General features: G+C 66.0%; 16 protein-coding genes. All 16 read right to left on the minus strand.

What is annotated here, in order from left to right:
* Window positions 1–660: 660 nt before the first annotated feature.
* Window positions 661–2,196, minus strand: a complete 1,536-nt coding sequence (gene fliK, locus ACZL02_RS14580) for a flagellar hook-length control protein FliK (protein WP_472936777.1) — start codon at window positions 2,194–2,196, stop codon at window positions 661–663.
* A complete protein-coding gene (locus tag ACZL02_RS14585; RefSeq protein ID WP_472936776.1) occupies window positions 2,193–3,662 on the minus strand; it encodes a MotC family chemotaxis protein in 1,470 nt (489 codons plus the stop codon). Before ACZL02_RS14585 ends, fliK begins: the two co-directional genes overlap by 4 nt.
* Entirely contained in the window at window positions 3,659–4,831 is a 1,173-nt protein-coding gene (locus ACZL02_RS14590) for a MotB family protein (protein ID WP_472936775.1), read from the minus strand. Before ACZL02_RS14590 ends, ACZL02_RS14585 begins: the two co-directional genes overlap by 4 nt.
* A complete protein-coding gene (locus ACZL02_RS14595; protein WP_472936774.1) occupies window positions 4,828–5,604 on the minus strand; it encodes a hypothetical protein in 777 nt (258 codons plus the stop codon). The genes ACZL02_RS14590 and ACZL02_RS14595 overlap by 4 nt, the downstream gene beginning before the upstream one ends.
* Before the next feature lie 3 nt (window positions 5,605–5,607).
* Window positions 5,608–7,275: a flagellar basal-body MS-ring/collar protein FliF gene (gene fliF / locus ACZL02_RS14600; RefSeq protein ID WP_472936773.1), complete on the minus strand. Its 1,668-nt coding sequence runs from the start codon at window positions 7,273–7,275 to the stop codon at window positions 5,608–5,610.
* Between the two features lie 372 nt (window positions 7,276–7,647).
* Entirely contained in the window at window positions 7,648–8,448 is an 801-nt protein-coding gene (gene fliP, locus ACZL02_RS14605) for a flagellar type III secretion system pore protein FliP (RefSeq protein ID WP_472936772.1), read from the minus strand.
* A complete protein-coding gene (locus tag ACZL02_RS14610) occupies window positions 8,445–8,990 on the minus strand; it encodes a flagellar basal body-associated FliL family protein (protein ID WP_472936771.1) in 546 nt (181 codons plus the stop codon). The genes fliP and ACZL02_RS14610 overlap by 4 nt, the downstream gene beginning before the upstream one ends.
* A 227-nt stretch (window positions 8,991–9,217) precedes the next feature.
* The gene (flgH, locus tag ACZL02_RS14615; protein WP_472936770.1) at window positions 9,218–9,922 is read right to left on the minus strand and encodes a flagellar basal body L-ring protein FlgH; all 705 of its coding nucleotides are present in this window, start codon (window positions 9,920–9,922) and stop codon (window positions 9,218–9,220) included.
* Between the two features lie 5 nt (window positions 9,923–9,927).
* Window positions 9,928–10,548 (minus strand): MotE family protein, encoded by a 621-nt coding sequence (locus ACZL02_RS14620; protein WP_472936769.1) that lies wholly within the window; start codon window positions 10,546–10,548, stop codon window positions 9,928–9,930.
* Between the two features lies 1 nt (window position 10,549).
* The gene (flgI, locus tag ACZL02_RS14625; RefSeq protein ID WP_472936768.1) at window positions 10,550–11,767 is read right to left on the minus strand and encodes a flagellar basal body P-ring protein FlgI; all 1,218 of its coding nucleotides are present in this window, start codon (window positions 11,765–11,767) and stop codon (window positions 10,550–10,552) included.
* Window positions 11,764–12,261, minus strand: a complete 498-nt coding sequence (gene flgA / locus ACZL02_RS14630; protein ID WP_472936767.1) for a flagellar basal body P-ring formation chaperone FlgA — start codon at window positions 12,259–12,261, stop codon at window positions 11,764–11,766. The genes flgI and flgA overlap by 4 nt, the downstream gene beginning before the upstream one ends.
* Before the next feature lie 96 nt (window positions 12,262–12,357).
* Complete coding sequence (flgG, locus tag ACZL02_RS14635) at window positions 12,358–13,143, minus strand: flagellar basal-body rod protein FlgG (RefSeq protein ID WP_472936766.1); 786 nt, start codon at window positions 13,141–13,143, stop codon at window positions 12,358–12,360.
* Between the two features lie 27 nt (window positions 13,144–13,170).
* Entirely contained in the window at window positions 13,171–13,488 is a 318-nt protein-coding gene (gene fliE, locus ACZL02_RS14640) for a flagellar hook-basal body complex protein FliE (RefSeq protein WP_472936765.1), read from the minus strand.
* A 2-nt stretch (window positions 13,489–13,490) separates the two neighbouring features.
* Complete coding sequence (gene flgC, locus ACZL02_RS14645) at window positions 13,491–13,907, minus strand: flagellar basal body rod protein FlgC (RefSeq protein WP_472936764.1); 417 nt, start codon at window positions 13,905–13,907, stop codon at window positions 13,491–13,493.
* 5 nt (window positions 13,908–13,912) lie between these two features.
* Window positions 13,913–14,293, minus strand: a complete 381-nt coding sequence (gene flgB, locus ACZL02_RS14650; protein WP_472936763.1) for a flagellar basal body rod protein FlgB — start codon at window positions 14,291–14,293, stop codon at window positions 13,913–13,915.
* Between the two features lie 345 nt (window positions 14,294–14,638).
* Entirely contained in the window at window positions 14,639–15,058 is a 420-nt protein-coding gene (locus tag ACZL02_RS14655) for a BspJ family T4SS effector nucleomodulin (protein ID WP_472936762.1), read from the minus strand.
* Window positions 15,059–15,168 lie beyond the last annotated feature (110 nt).

Genomic DNA, 15,168 nt, shown 5'->3' on the forward strand with positions numbered 1-15,168 from the left:
ATATTGATACGGCGTTAAGGCCCAGGCGAGCTATCCCTAAAACTCACTATAAGGTTAATGGGACCTTTCAGGTAGCCGGCAAAGAGACAGGTGGTGCAACGGGTTAGGCAGCTTTGCGAAAGCTTCAGAAAAGCTAAAAGCACTGGATTCGCTGAGAATCCGGGGTGCCTTTGCGGTTTGTCAACGGTTTGTTAACCATTCGCCCGAGCGCGCCCGCCTGTCGCAGCGCACACTGCTCGGGAACGCTCCTGCCGAGACGAGTAACTCATCGGCTCGGTCGACGGCCGTCATGCCGGTCTTCGGAAGCGCATGCGTCCGGCAGGTTGTGTCGGGTGGATCAGCCGACCTCTTGGACTGTCCGCGAAGGGGCGCAGGCGTCGCAAGCCGTACCGCCGCGCACCGGCTTTTCGGACTGGACAAGGTGCGGTCCGAAAGCCTGGCAGGAAAAGCGCATCGCCAGAGTTTTCTTGTCGGCAAAAACAATTTCGCCCCCGGGAGGACTGAACCTCCGCGGGGGCGAAACGCGTGTGTCTGAAGGAGGCTGTGGCCCGAGACGTCCAGACCAGTCTGCGGTGGATGGGCTCACCCATTCGCAGAGGGACGCTCGCAAGCCGAAAGGCCGAAGCATCCCGGAAGCGTCCGGCCGGACGCCGAGTGTTTCTAGAGGTAGTTCCCCGAAGCGCGTCTTGGTCGATTGTCGCCGGCCTGCTGCCGCTCGTCGCGACCGGCATTCCGGCCTTGCTGCTCCGCCTCGCCGCCGCGATTGCGCGGATCGCTACCGCCGCCGTTTCCGGAGTCCTGCTGCGCACCGGCGCTCTCGCCGGCAGCTGCGGCGCGGACCTGCGGCTGGGCGCTGTTGTCGCGGGAGACGATGGTGATCGATGCTTCGTCGATCGAGAACCCGGCATGCTGCAGAAGCTTGCGCAGGCCTTCGCGGTCCTGCGCCAGCACCTTCGCCGTCTCGGCTTCGGTTGCGGCGATCTCGAGAGTCAGCTGGCCATCGACGAGGCGCATCGAGACATCGAGCTTGCCCAGCGTCTCGGGCTGCAGCTGGATGGTAAGGGTCTTCAGCGCCGCACCGCCCGCGGTCATGCGCAGATAGGCCTCGTTCGGCAGATCCGACGGCCGCTGGCTGGCGAGCGTCGCGCCGAGTGCGTCGATGACGCGGCCGGCGACCTGGCCCGTCATCAAGGCGAGCGGCAGGACGCCGGCACCGTCCTTCTGTGCCAGCACACCGGACTTCGGCGCATCGGCGGCGTCGGATGCCGCGCGACCGAGGCGGGCGGAAATCTTGTCGACCGCAGTCTCTGCCGCATCCTTCTTCCGGACCAACACCGCAACCTGGCTGTCGGCCTCATCGCTCAACAGATCGGCTTTGCGGGCCGTTTCGTCGGCGGCAACCTTGCTGCGGCTGCGTTCCTTGATGCGCTCTTGCGGGGCGACGTCGGCGGCGACAGCAGCGGCCTTCGCCGCCGTGGTCTCGATGGAAGACGCCTTGGCGTTCTCGCCGGCCGCCGCAGCCTTGCCGGCCTTGCGCTCGCTGAGCCGCGCAAGCGCCTGATCGAAGCTCAGCTTCTCGCCGCCCTCCTCCGCCGTCGCCTGCTGCAGCGCCTGCGCCTCATTGCCCTCGACGAGGACGAAGGCATCCGAGCGCGGCTCGAAATGCGTCTCCATGTGGACGACATCGAGCTTGACCTTGCCACGGGCACCCGGACCGGACGCCTCTCCGGCGACCTCCTCGGTCGCGCCCGCTTCCAGCGAGACGACGATGACGCGTTCATCGCCACTCTTCTCGGCGTCGGCATCGACCTCCTTCACCGCCGTGACCGGGGTCGTGGTGCCACCGAGCAGGCGACCGAGAAAGGCCAGCGGATCGCCCGCGGCTTCGTCGGTCTCCGCGTCTGAGTCCTTGGCAGCCTGCTGGTCGTCGCGGGCCTTGCCCGTCACCGACTTGCTATCGGCGTGCCGGTCTGATGCCGGTGCACGCGGCGCGGGCGCAGAGGACGCGGGCTGGCGATCGCCGCTGCCCTCGCTCGGCCGGCGGTCTTCATTGCGCGGCTTCACCGCGGGAGAACTGTCCTTGGCGACGTCGCGGATCGTGCTCTCGAAGGCCCTTCCGTAGTCGGCATCGCCGCGGTTGTTGCTGGAAGCGGACATTACGTCGAGAATGGGCAGAGGGCTGGCGGCAATCTTCACTTCTGTACCTTTCCGAGATCGCTCTCGACTTCGCTGAGCAGGCGCTGCGCACGGTCCATCACGGGCGACGTCTCCGCCGGGGGTTGGGCGGTCGCCACGAGTTCGGGCGTCCGGTCGATGCCGCCGAGGATCGAGTGCGCGGCATCGAGGAGCGTGGCGTCCTCGGCGTAGAGCTTGGAACGATCGATCGCGGCAAGATCTGCCGCAAGGGCTTCGGCCGACGCCGTGCCGATCGTCGAGGCGGCGATGTAGAGCCGCGCCCGCTGCACCTGATCGTCGGGGACGCCGGACGTCGCCAGAACGGCCTCGCCCGCGAGCTTGGCGAAGGCAAGATGGCCTTCGACAACGGCCCGGCGCCCGACCGCCAGGAAGATCGTGCGCTTGTTGGCGTCGGCCAGGCGCTGCGTCACGTCGAGCATCGTCGCCGCGGCGATCTCGGGATTATCCTTTCCCCGGCTCGAATAGACGGCGGCAAAGCGGGCTTCGAAGTTCGCGGAATAGGACGAGTCCGAATAGCGGTCGAAATACTGCCGCGCCAGCCGGTCGGCAGCCGGATGGTCGCCGAGGCCATCGACCAGCAGCACTTCCATGCGCAGGGCGGCCTCCTCGATCAGGCCGCCGGGCGCCAGCAGCCGGGCCCGGTCAAGATGGGGGATAGCCTGCTTCGGATCGTCCTTCTGCATCATCTGACCGATCACAAGGTTCAGATGCGCCTCGAGGCCGGGCTCCATGCCGGTATAGTCGAGACCGGTCAGCGCCTTCCTGGCCTCGGCGAAGTCGTTCTGCACATAGGCCAGCGCACCCTTGAACATCGGCTCCTGGGAGCCGTCCAGCACGCCGCTGGCCAGGAGACGGCGCAGCACATCGGGCGGTCCGCCGCTGAGCACGAAGAGAACGGCCGCCCGCCGGTTGCGGGGATCGCTCCAGACCGCGGCATCGGCCTCGAGGAAGACCGGTCCGAACCGGCGCAGCAGCATCGACTGGACCTGAATCGCCCGACCATTGCCCCTCGCCACCTGATCCTGCAGGAACTGGATGGTGCGGATGATGTCGAACGGCATGGGGCTGCGCGTGGTCGCCCAGTGGTGAGTGCCCTCCCCGGCTTCCAAGGCCGCGGACTTCGCCTCATCGGTCGAAGACGCCGCAGCATCGCCATGGCCGGCTTCCGGCACGGCGGGCGCGCCGGCCTCGGCCGCCGGCGTTTGCTGCGTCAGGCTTTCGACCGCCTTCTCGGCATCGGGATTGGGGATCTGCCCGGTGACCACCGGGTCGATGACCGCTCCCTGCGGGTCCATGATGCCCTCGACGCCCAGCGCATAGGCGGGCGGCGTCGGCGCGGAGATCCGCAGCGACGGCACGACGGCGGCCGGGCGCAACGGCAGGCCGTTGGTCCTTTCCGCCGCAAAGCCGGCGGTGGCGGGCAGCAAAGCCAGCACCGATGCAGTCACGAGAAGGCGGCAAATCATGCTTGCGGCTCTTTGAGGAGGATCTCGATCCGCCGGTTGACGGCGCTTTCGGGATGGGCGGCATCCTTCGGGTCGCGGTCGGCGACACCTTCGATGCCCTGGACACGGTTCTGGTCGAGACCGCCCCGCACCAGCATGTAGTAGGCGAACTGCGCGCGCGCCGCCGACAGACGCCAGTTGTCGTATTCAGGCCCGGCATAGGCGCGTGAATCCGTATGGCCGCGGATCACCACCTCGCCCTTCCGGGCGGCCAGAAGCTTGGCGATGGCCTCGACCATCCGCACCGCCTCGGGCGTCGGCTTGGCGGACCCGACCTGGAACATGCCGGAGGTCACGCTGTCGGCGAGCGAGATCGTGATTCCGTCCTTGCCGGCGCTGACGTCGAGATTGGGCGCAGCACCCGGCGCCACGGCCTGAAGGCTCTGCTGAATCTCGGCCTTCAGCGCCGCGGCATTGTCCTTCATCGACGGGGTCGCCGGCTCGGCAGCGGCGGAAGCGGGCTTGGCCGCCGGTGTGGCGACAGTGGCCGTCGGCGTCGGTGGCGTGACGACCTCGGCGACGGTCCGCATTGCCGGCTCGGCGGGCGGCTGCGGGAACTCGGACGGCGTCATCGGCGTGCCCTCGGCCGCCTTCTCGCTCGCATTCGGCTGCAGCTGCCAGGACGTCGGGTCGAACGGATCGCGGTAGGCCTCCCCGCCGTTCAGGCCGGGAAGTCCCGTGCCATTCGGAACGCCGGTGGTCCCTGAATCCTTGCCGACGCCGCCCTCGGCCGAAATCTCCGCGAGCACCGCATAGGGGTCACGGAACAGTGCCTGCTCCTCGCCGCCGTTCGCGGTTCCGCTCATCGGCTTGTCGTTCGGATCACCGCCGTCCGCGACGGCACCGCTCGACCCCGCCGACGGTGACGAGGGCGAAGCCTCGCCATCCTTGAGGCCCAGCGATTCCGGCGTCGAACTGTTCAGCTTGATCGGGTTGAAGTACTGCGCAATCTTCTTCTTGGTGGCGTCGTCGGAAGCATTGGTAAGCCACATCACCAGGAAGAACGCCATCATCGCCGTCATGAAGTCGGCGAAAGCGATCTTCCAGACGCCGCCATGATGGGCCTCTTCGCCATCATGGTTGCGTCGGACGATGATGATCTGATTGACCGGATGAGAGGCGTCGCTCACGAAAGAGCCTCCTCCAGCGCCAGCCGCCATGACGAGAGCCGGGTCTCGATCACCGTGCTGTCGGCGTCGATGCGGATGTCGGACTGGGTGTCGTCATTGGCGAAGGACAGCAGCCGGGCGTGGTCGCCGAGCTTATCCTCGAACGCCGACAGTAGGTCGGTCGGCCCCGAGGCGGCGATCTTGTAGGCCATGCCGTCCAGCGCGATGGTCTTCACCGCGCCGACGAGGTCGTCCAGCGTCTGCCGTCTGCGGGCGTCCAGCGCCAGCGGCCGGAGCACGCTGTTGAGGCTCATCTTGATCGTCTCTTCCAGAATGGTCATCTGCAGGATCAGCAGATCGGCCAGCCGGTCGGCCTGGTCTTCGGTCCACTCGCCGCGGGTCTTCGTCAGCGTCGTGGTGTAGTCGTTGGCGATCTCCGAACGGATGCTGTCGATGCGGCTTTCCGTCTCGAAGCTCAGCTCCTCGCGCGCCATGGCCTTGCCGGCCTCGATGCCTTCCTCGCGGGCTGCCTCGACGGCTTCCTGGAGAGCTGCACGCTCCTCGGCCCAGGCGGCACGCTCGGCTTCGACCTCGCTCAGGGGAACCCGGGCCTCGGTAAAGGTACGGGCCTTCTGTTCCGACGGCCGCGGCACCGATTTCAACGGACGGATCGACGGCTCTTCGAAGGATGTCGAGGCTTGCAGCTTGCGTCCAAGGGTGGCCTTGCGGACAGGCGTGAAGGGGGTGAAGTCGTCGCCAGCAGAGTCGGCGAAATACTGTGCGAGAGGTATCATGTCTTAGGCCGCCTCTTTCTGGTGGATCCAGTGCTTCAGGATCGACGCCGCCTGGGCCTCGTCGAAGTCGATGAGCTTCTCGAGCCGAGCCTGCGGCGAGTTCGCCTGGCTGCGGGTCAGGTCTTCCAGCAGCGCCGAGTCGATGCCGCCAGTGGCGCCGCTGCGGATCAAGCCGGCATGGTCGCCGCTCGCGCCGAACCCGCCATTGGCACCGGCAAGTCCGGCATTCTCCAGCTCGATCGCGTCCTGTCCGGCGGTATTGGCGGGGGCGGCCAGCGCCCGGATCGCCGGCTTCAGGCCGAACCAGATCAGGAGGACGGCGACGACGAGGACGGTCAGCGCGTTGATCATCGTGCCGCTCTGGCGCATCAGCATTTCGCCGTAACCGACGGGCTCGACCGGGGCGAGGTCCTGGCCGTTGGTGATGAAGTCGACGGCGGAGATCTCGAGCTGGTCGCCGCGGCTTTCGGTGAAGCCGGAGGCGGAGGCGACGAGGAGCTTGATCTTGGCGAGGGCTTCGTCGACCTGGGCCGGCTGGGGGTTGTCGCCGAGCGTCTCCATCAGCCGCTTGCGGTTCACCACCACGGCGACGCTGAGGCGCTTGACGTCGTAGCCGTCGCTGACGGTCTGGGTCGTCGTCTCGTTGATCTCGTAGTTGGTCAATTCCTCGCGGCGTTCCTTCGCCTCGGAGGACTGGGTGCCGGTCCCAGCGGCATTCGCCTGCTGCGGCAGGTTCTGCTCGACGGTCGCGGCGGGATTGGCCTGCTTGTCGGAGGTCTGGCCGGTCTCGCGAACGGTCCGGGTGGAGCGCTCGACGCGGCCTTCCGGATCGAACTTGCGGGCGCTCGTGCTCTTGCGGTCGGTATCCAGCCGGGCGTTGACGCTGGACTGGAAGTTGCCGATGCCGAGGTAGGGCGAAAGGGTGCGGCTGATCGCCTCTTCGACGCTGCCGGACACGATGCCCTCGATCCCGAGAAGCTTCGACGGCGCAGCGGAGGTGGTGTCGTCGCCGGAGGCGAGCAGCGTGCCGTCGGTGTTGAGCACCGTGACCTCGTCGACGTTCATACCGGGGATGGCGGAGGCGACGAGGTGGCGGATCGCCTGGGCGTTCTTGAAGTCCTCGGTGTCGTCGGTGCGGATGACGACGCTGGCGGAAGGCTTCTGCGTCTCGCGGCGGAAGGTGCCGGGCTCGGGCAAAACGATATGAACCCGTGCGGCGCGCACGTCCTTCAGGGTCTGGATGGTGCGGGCAAGCTCGCCTTCGAGGGCGCGGACCTTGGTGACTTCCTGCATGAAGGAGGTCAGGCCCATCGAGCCCAGCGCGTCGAAGAGCTCGTAACCGGCGTTCTCGGAGCGCGGCAGGCCCTTTTCGGCCAGCAGCATCCGGGCATTGGCGGTCTGCGAGAAGGGCGTCATCACCGTGTCGCCGGCCGAGCTGACGTCGAAGCTGATCCCGGCTTCGGTCAGCGCCGAGCCGATACGCGTCACATCCTGACGATCGAGTTTGGAATACAGCGTCTCCATGTCGGGACGGCTGAGATAATAGGCACCGAGCCCCACGACGGCGACGACCAGAAGGCCGATCATCGCCATCATTCCAAGCTTCCGCGCGCCAAGGGCGCTCAGATTGTCGAGGATCTGCTGGGCTTGTACGCCGCCGACGATTGCCATGAATCTGCCTGCTCTTGCTCAAGGTGGTTGCACTGCGGGCAATCTGACGGGCGAAGCTTGTGCGGGCGTGATCGCAGGACCCGCCGAAAGGTTCCGGTCCGCTGAAAGCTTTATTTTCCAGACGCTGCGTGGCGTCCTTAGACACCTAACCGCCTGGAAAGGCTCGCATTACGCCGGAAAAGATCAGCGCCTTCAGGTTGCTCCGAAAGCCGTCTAAATATTGCAGATGCGCTTTGTCCGCGGCGGTCGGCACCCCCTACCGCCTGCCGGCCGGCATTCTGATTCGCGCTCATGGAAAAACGGCGGCCGCTCCGTTCTGGAGGGCCGCCGCTGATGGTCAGGACGAGCGTCGGAGGCGAACGAACGCCGGGGTCAGAAGAAGGACCGCACCAGCGAGCCCGTCAGCATGTTCCAGCCGTCGATCAGGACGAAGAACAGGATCTTGAACGGCAGCGAGATGATCGTCGGTGGCAGCATCATCATGCCCATCGACATGGTGAGGGTCGCGACGATGAGGTCGATGACGAGGAAGGGCAGGACGATCAGGAAGCCGATCTCGAAGCCGCGCCGGAGTTCAGAGATCATGAAGGCCGGGATCAGGACCTGGAGGCCGACCTCGGCGTTCGCCTCGGCAGCAGTGGGGTCGACCGGCGGCGTGCCGGCGGCAGGGGGCTGGACCCGGTCGCGCTGGGCCGCCTCGTTGAGGCTGTTGAACAGCGCCAGATCCTGCGGCCGCACCTGACTCATCATGAAGTCGCGGAACGGATCGGCAATCCGGGTAAAGGCTTCCTGCTCGGTGATCTGGTTGTCGAGCAGCGGCTTCAGGCCCTCGCGCCAGGCCTGGTCGAAGGTCGGGGCCATGACGAAGAAGGTCATGAACAGCGACAGCGAGATCATGATGAGGTTGGCGGGGGTCGACTGCAGGCCCAGGCCGGTGCGCAGGATCGATAGCGCGACGACGATGCGCGTGAACGACGTCACCATCACCAGGAGGCCCGGCGCGACCGAGAGCACGGTGACGATGCCGAACAGCTGGATGATCCGGCCGGAGGCGCTGGCGTCGCCGGCGGGGATCAGCGCGGACAGGCTGTTCGCCAGATCGGTCGGCGCTTCCTGTGCGAAAGCCGGTCCGGCAACGAGGAGAACCGCGAGGGCGAGAAGAACGCGTTTCATTGCGCGATCAGCGACTGGATGAGGTAGTCGCTGACGGCGGGCGAGCGCAGCTGGGCGCGCTCGCGCAGGTCCTCGCGCAGATGCAGCAGACCGCGGGAGCCCTCGACCTGGGCGAGATCGACGGTTCTGAGGAAGGTCAGCGTGTCGCTCTGGATCTGGGCGGCTAGAACCGGAAGATCTTGCGCCTTTTCCGGGTCGAGGACGATGCTGGCCTCCACCCGGATCAGCACGTCGGCCGGCGAGCTGACATTGGTCACCACCGGCTCGAGCTTGACGATCTGGCTCTTGGCGGTCGGCGCGGGCTCGGAAGCGGCCGCTTCCTTCTTGTCGCCGGTCGGCTCGACATTGGTCGTCGCGTCCGCCGCGACCACAGGCTTCGGCGCTGAGCCGCCCATGAGATAGCCGACGCCCGCCCCGCCCCCGACAGCCACCAGCGTCAGCAGGCCGACGACGGCGATGGTCGGCATCAGCTTCGATTTCGGAGCGGCCGCACCGTCGGAATCGGAGAGGGTAGCGAGTTGCGTGCCGCTGACGTCGGACATGCTGAATTCCTCAAGAAGCGTGAAGCGACAGGGAGTCGCGCGCGGCCAGCAAGCGCCGCCGCGGCGTCTCCCGCCGGGATGGGATAGGCCTCTAAGCTATCCCCGGCCTTGCGGGGACGGCGCCCGCCTTCACTCAAAATTAAGGATTGGACCGGCGACGCGAACACGCCGAAGGCACCGGGGGTTTCTCCCCGATGCCTTCGGCGTCGATGTCTGCCCGGCGCTGATCAGTAGGGCAGCGCCTGGTCGAGGATCTGCTGACCCCAGGCTGGCTGCTGCACCTCGGTCATGCGGCCCCGGCCGCCGTAGGAAATCCGGGCCTCGGCGATCCGGTCGTACGGAATGACGTTGTTCGGCAGGATGTCGCCCGGCCGGATGATGCCGGCGATGGTGAGGACCCGAACTTCGAAGTTGACGCGGATCTCCTGCTGGCCGGTGATGTAGAGATTGCCGTTCGGCAGCACCTGCGTCACCACGGCGGCAACCGACAGATCGATCTTTTCCGACCGCTTCACGTTCGCCTTGCCATCGGTCTTGGTAGCGTTCTTCAGCCCGAGCTTGGCCCCGAGCGTCCCGAGCGAGGTGGTGTTCAGCGATCCGTCGAAATCGGCGCCGACATCGATCCCGGAATCACGCGAGCGCTTCGAGTTGTTGTCGAACTCGGCCTTCTCCTTGATCTCGATCTTGACGGTGACGATGTCGCCGTTGTTCAGCGCGCGCGCATCGCGGAACAGGATGCCGTTCTTGTCCACCCAGAGCGAGTTCCGCTGGCCGCGCAGGCGCTCGGCCGGGAACTGGGCGGGATCGACGAAGGCTGGATACTGGTGGATGCCGGTTCCCGGCGGCGACAGCGCCGGCTCGCGCAGGAAATCCCTCGAATTCGTCGAGCAGCCGGTGAGCAGCAGGACAGCCAGCAGGCAGAGTCTCTTCACGTGGCTTATCCCTGCTGGCCGGGCGCGGCGCTGGCCACGTCCAAGCTCTTGTTGGTCTTCTGGACGATCACCTTGGTGATCTCGGCGGCCACCGCCGCCGGTATCTCGGCCATGATGGCGCTGGCGGTCCGCGGCTTCATCTTGGCGATCAGCGAGGCGGCCGTGGTCCGGTCGATGCCGGCGAGCTGCTGGGCGGCCGCGTCCGGCTTCATGCCGGTATAGATGTCGAGCATGATCGACGAGGTGCTGTCGATGAAGGCCTGACGCTGCTGCAGCCAGTCCTGGTATTCCTTGCGCTTGGCCTCGAGCTCGTCGACCCTCTTGCCGACCTCGGCCTCCAGATCCTGCAGCCGCTTGGTCTGCAGCGCCGCGCGCGCGTCCTTGGCGGGATCGGCGATGTTGGTGCAGTAGCGCCCAATGTCCGAAAGCTCGGGGGCGGCGTCGACGACCGGCTGGCCGTCCGGCCCGACGATCCGGACCTTGCGCGGCGCTCCATCGGCGCTGGGCGCCGGGGGAGCCGCCGCCTCTGCCAATGCGGCATGCGGGACAAGGAGGGTTCCGGCCGCCGTCAGCGCCAGGGAGGCGACGATGCCGGAGCGAAGCAGGACGGAAAGCTGTTTCTTCATGTCACTGCACCACCAGGTCGGCCTGCAGCGCGCCTGCCGTTTTGATTGCTTGGAGGATCGCGATGATCCCGGTCGGCTTCAGGCCGAGGCGGTTGAGGCCGCGGACCACGGTGTCGAGATTGGTGCCGCCGACGATGGCGAAGTTGCCGCCGTCCTGCTGGGCGTTGACGCTGGTATCGGAGGTCACCACCGTCTGGCCGTCGGAGAAGGCCTCCGGCTGCGAGACGTTCGGGGTCTCCGTGATGCGCACCGTCAGGTTGCCGTGGGTGACGGCGACGGTCGAGATCTGCACGTCGTGGCCGATCACCACCGTGCCGGTGCGCTCGTCGATGACGACCTTGGCGGCCATGTCGGGCTGGACCGGCAGATCGCCGAGGTCGGCGATGAAGCGGGTCGAGGAAATCTTGGCGGGCCGCGTCAGGTTGATTGTGCGCAGGTCGTTTTCGCGTGCCACCGGGCGGCCGTAGCGGGTCATCGAAAAGGCGTTGATCGCATCGACGACGCGGATCGCCGTGCGGTAGTCGGGATTGCGCAGTTCCATGGTGATCTGGTCGGTTTCGACCGTCGCCCGCGGCACCTCGCGCTCGATGATCGCGCCGCCGGCAATGCGGCCGGTGGTCGGCACGCCCTGCGTCAGCTTCTCGCTCTCGCCTTCGCTGGTGAAGCCAGTAACGGCGAGCGAGCCCTGCGACACGGCGTAAATCTCGCCGTCGGCGCCGTACATCGGCGTCATCACCAGCGTACCGCCCATCAGCGAGGAGGCATCGCCGAGCGAGGAAACCGACACGTCGATGCGCGAGCCGGTGCCGATGAAGGGCGGCAGGTCGGCGGTGACGACGACGGCCGCGACGTTCTTGGTCCGCGGGTTGCCGGTGCGCACGTTGACGCCCATGCGGTCGAGCATCGACTGCAGCGACTGCTCGGTGAAGGGCGAGTTGCGCAGGCTGTCGCCGCTGCCCTGCAGGCCGATGACGAGACCGTAGCCGACCAGCTGGTTGTCTCGCACGCCCTTGATGGTGGTGATGTCCTTGATGCGGACGCCGTCGTTGCGCAGCGCGTTCCGGCCGGGCTTGACGGTGACGAAGCTCTCGCGGGCGCCGATGCCGGCCTCGCCATAGCCGTCGGACGCGCCCTGGCCGTAGCCGGCATAGTCGGCAGCCCCGGCGACATGGCCGAAAGCCAGCGTGGTCGCCAGGATGGCGGTGAGAAGGGTTTTCACTGGGTGAGCACCTCGATCGAGCCATCCGCGGCGACGGTGCCGCTGATGGTGATGCCGCTGTCGATATTGCGGACACGGATTTTGTCGCCTTCGGCGGCAGAGGCGAGCGGCAGGCCGAGACTGGAAATGGTCACCCCGGGCTCATGATAAATGATCGAGGTCGGCACCCCTGCCCGCACCAGATCCGGCGACTTGAGGTCGGAGAGCAGGATCGGCTGGTTCGGCAGCAGCGTGCGCTTGGCGATCTTGTCGGTCAGCATGTCCTCCTCCACGACGTAGGCGGCAAGCTTTGCACCGGGGATCGTGAACTTGGCCGGCGCGACGCCGCGATCGAGGATGTTCTGGCCGGGATAGATCACGGAAGACGGCACCGGCAGCTCGATCTCGGCGGCGAAGGCGCGCACCGGGATCGACAGCAGCAGCACCGAGAGAATGAAAAGTCCGGCCCCGTAGAGGCAGACGATGAGACGTTCGCGCTTGGAAGCCCATTCCATGACCTGAAGCCTTTTCTGCTGCACCGAGGGACGTCGCCGCGCGGCGATCGGGCCGGGAACCGCGCGGCGCCGATGCGGCGCGCGGCATGGAGGGGCCTAGCGCAGGCCGGTCGAGATGACCTTGGACATGTCGTCGGCGGCCTGGATGACCTTCGAGTTCATCTCGTAGGCGCGCTGCGCCGAGATCAGCTCGGAGATTTCCTTGACCGGATCGACGTTCGAGCCTTCGAGATAGCCCTGGTGGATGACGCCGAAACCGGGGTCGCCCGGCACGCCCGCGGTCGGCGCACCGGAGGCGAGGGTTTCCTTGAACAGGTTGCCGCCCTGCGCATCGAGGCCGGGCTCGTTGACGAAGTTGACGAGCGACAGCTGGCCGAGCAGCTGCGGATCCTGACCGTCGAGCGTCGCGTAGACCTCGCCGGTGCTGCTGATCGTGGTCTTCACCGTGTTCTGCGGAATGGTGATCTGCGGATCGACTACGAAACCGTCGAGCGTCACCAGCTGGCCATCGCCATTGGTGTTCAGCGCGCCGTCGCGGGTATAGAGCGTCTCGCCGCCCGGACCCTGGATCTGCAGGTAGCCGGTGCCGTTGATGGCGATGTCGAGCGTGTTGCCGGTCTGCTCGAGCGTGCCCTGGATATGGGTGGTGCGGATCGCCGCGGTGCGCACGCCAAGGCCGATCTGCGAGCCTTCCGGCACCACGCCCTCGCCGCCCCGGGCCGGAACGCCCTGCTGACGCTCGACCTGGTACAGGAGGTCGGTGAACTCGGCGCGGGCGCGCTTGAAGCCGCTGGTGTTGATGTTCGCGATGTTGTTCGCGATCACTTCAACATTGGTCTGCTGGGCGTTCATGCCGGTCGCGGCAATGGCCAAAGCTCTCATGAATCAGGTCCTTGTCTGACTGTGGCGTCAGATGGCCATGCGGGAAAGTTCTTGATAGGCGGCGACGACCTTGTCGCGGATCGCGACGGCCGTGTTGAGCGTGCGCTCGGCGTTCATCACCGCATCGACCACCGCCTGGGTGGAAGCATTGCCGTTGATGCCCTGGACCGAGACGGCCTCGGCGTTCTTGATGGTGCCGACAGCGTCGCTGGTGACCTGCGCCATGACGGAGGCAAAATCGGCCTGGCCGGGCTTGGCACTGCCCCCGGCAAGACCGGTGGACATGCCGCTGTCGATGCGGGCGGTATCGAGGCGCGGAAGCGCGGAACCAATGGCGGGGATCATGCTCAGCTCCTCAGGAGATCGATGGTCAGGTTGATCAGCTCGCGGGACTGCTTGATCACCTGGAGATTGGCTTCGTACGAGCGGTTGGCCTCGCGCATGTCGGCCATCTCGACCAGCATGTTGACGTTCGGCATCTTGACGTAGCCGTTGGCATCCGCGGCCGGATTGCCGGGGTCGCTTTCCATGGTGAAGGCGGTCTTGTCGCGCCCGTAATCGGCGACCTTGACCAGCGAGGCGCCGGTCAGCCGGTCGATCTCGCTCTCGAAGGTCACGGTCTTGCGCTGATAGGGGTCGCTGCCGGCGGTCTTGCCGGTCGAGCGGGCATTGGCCACGTTCTCGGAGACGATCCGCAGCCGGTTCGACTGCGCCTCGAGCCCGCTGGCGGCGATCTTCATACTGGAAAGAATAGCATCTGCCATGTCTATCAGCCCTTGACGCTGGTCAGGAAGAAGCGGTGGAAAGCTTTGGCGATCGAGGCATTCAGCGTGTACTGCCCCGATACTTCGCCTGATTTCAGCATTTCCTGCTCGATGGTGACGGAGTTGCCGGAATGGACGATGTCCCAGCTCTTCTCGGATTCCTCGTCGACCGCCACCGAGCGACCGGCACCGCCGGTCATGTGGACGCTGTCGGTGCTCGCCATGGCCAGCTGGGTGGACTCCATCACATCGGAGAAACCCTTGATGTCCTTGGCCTTGTAGCCAGGGGTATTCACATTGGCGATGTTCTCGGCAACGACCGCCTGGCGGTTGGCCAGCCATTCGGCGCGACGCGACGACAAGCCAAAGAGGTAGATCTGATCCACGGAAGTTCCCAATCGCCATACTGATGACGGAACCATCTGTACGGCTAAGCACTTGTCCGAAACTTGCAGCCGCCACGCATCTCAACAGAGCGTCATGCATTGCAACATTGCCGGCGACGGACTTTGGGGGCGGCGTCGCTCGAGGGTCGACTGATCCATCGCTTCGGCGATGATTATCGTGCAGCTCGATACGCATCCAGACGAGAGTTCTGAGGCTGCCGTCCAGGGATCCGGCTCATGCCCTCGAAACGCAGAAGGCCCGGCGATCCGAGACGATCGCCGGGCCTTCGTAGGGCGCCGCCACCGAGCAAAGCCGGGTGGCGAAAATCTTGGCTCAGTCGATGCTCAGTCGATGCGGGCGTCGTCGATGGCGGCCTGCAGCCTGGCTGTGTTGATCTCGGGATCGGCCTCCGTCTCGGCGAAGACCACGAAGGTGATCGCCACCGAGGCCGTGGTCGCAGCGAGGCCGAGGCGGAAGTGGACGGTCACGTCCCGGTGGTGAAACTCCATCGCCAGATCGATCGAGGGAACGCCGCCCCATCCGAGATGCACGTCGCCGTCGTTGCCGAAGCGCAAGGTGCCCGCCTTGAGGTAGAGCTGGCTGGATGAACTGACGATGTCGGCGATATTGCCGAGCTGGTCCATCCGGAAGAAAGCGATGTAATCGACGACCTCCACCAGCCGGAGTTCCGCCACGACCTTCTGGATACCTTCCGCCAGGATCTCTTCACGTTCCGCGGTATGCTTGTTGCGAAGATTCAGCATGAAGTGAGAACCCATAAAACACCGTCCATCTAAATCTGGTATGGCTCATGATCAGCCAGTGCATCATCAGGTCCTGATCGAAATCTGTCGTCCCTCCCGCCCCTCCTCCG

This window comes from Mesocryomonas fontinalis (genome assembly GCF_055730125.2).